Below are 1,180 nucleotides of genomic sequence, written 5' to 3' on the forward strand. Positions count from 1 at the left end.
GGCGGCGGCAGAGGCGCTGGTGTTGCCGGTGGAGGCGCAGATGACGGCCTGCGCACCCGCTTCGGCTGCCCTGCTGATCGCCACCGTCATGCCGCGGTCCTTGAACGAACCTGTCGGGTTGGCGCCCTCGACCTTCAGCCAGACCTCGCAGCCGGTGAGCTCCGACAGGTGCGCCGAGCGCAGGAGCGGGGTGTTGCCCTCGTTGAGAGAGATGGACGGGGTGTCGGCGGTGACCGGCAGCCAGCGCCGGTAGTCGCTGTCGATCAGACCATGCCAGGTTCTCATGCCTGGAACCGTAACACTTGTTTCATGTAGATCTGCAAGAGGGATCTGATGTAACATTTGTCATTGTGGGAAACGATCCGGTGGCCGACCGCCTCAGCACCGTCTATCCCGAGCTGCCGCCCGGAGAGCGGGCGATCGTGCGGGTGCTGCTCGACGACTATCCGTTCGCGGCGCTGGGCTCGCTGCGGGCGCTGGCCGAGCGCGCCGGGGTGAGTCCGCCCACGGCGTCGCGGCTGTTCGACCGCCTGGGGTACGCCGGGTTCGCCGACTTCCAGACCGCTGTACGTGACGGGGCGCGGGACCGGTCGCGGCTGCTGGAGTTCGTCACGCGATCGCCCGGCACAGCCGAGAGCTCCGCGTCCGGCATGAAAGTCCCCGAGGTTCGGCGCGCCGCCGAGGACCTGCGCGCCGGCCTCGACGGCACCCTCGCCGCCGTCACCGATCCACTGCTCGACGCGTCGGCGGCCCTGCTCGCCGAGGCCGGGGCCGTGTGGGCGCTGGGCGGGCCGCTGAGCGAGCTGGCCGCCGAATACCTGATCCGCCAGCTCGCCAGCCTGCGCCCCGGCGCGCAGCGGGTGCCCGACTCGGCGCAGGCCCGGGCCCGTACCGTGCTGGACCTGGGCGGCTCCGATGTGGTGGTGGCCTACGACTTCCGGCGGTACTCGCCGGACACCGCCCGCTTCGTGCGGGCCGCGCGCGCCCGGGGCGCGCGGCTGTTGCTCGTCACCGACGCGTGGGAGTCGCCTCTGTCGGCCGAGGCGGAGGTGCTGATCAGGCTGCCACGCGAGGCCGCCGGGCCGATCGCGCCGCTCGCGCACGAGATCGCCGTCACCGAGCTGCTTCCAGCTGATCGGCGCCCCGCTGCACCAGTTCGGCGGTCCCAACTCCGGCTCGA

Annotated in this window: 2 protein-coding genes; one reads left to right on the forward strand and one right to left on the reverse strand. The window is 71.9% G+C overall.

Translation table 11 applies throughout. The features are described from left to right. The coding region (locus AB0J09_RS65330; protein WP_360714613.1) for a pyridoxal-phosphate dependent enzyme at window positions 1-285 on the reverse strand (285 nt) is incomplete at its 3' end. Between the two features lie 65 nt (window positions 286-350). Here AB0J09_RS65330 and AB0J09_RS65335 point away from each other — a divergent pair. Next, window positions 351-1,180, forward strand: an 830-nt coding sequence (locus AB0J09_RS65335) for a MurR/RpiR family transcriptional regulator (protein WP_360714615.1), incomplete at its 3' end; no start/stop codon positions are given.

This window comes from Nonomuraea sp. NPDC049784 (genome assembly GCF_040659615.1).
GTDB lineage: Bacteria > Actinomycetota > Actinomycetes > Streptosporangiales > Streptosporangiaceae > Nonomuraea.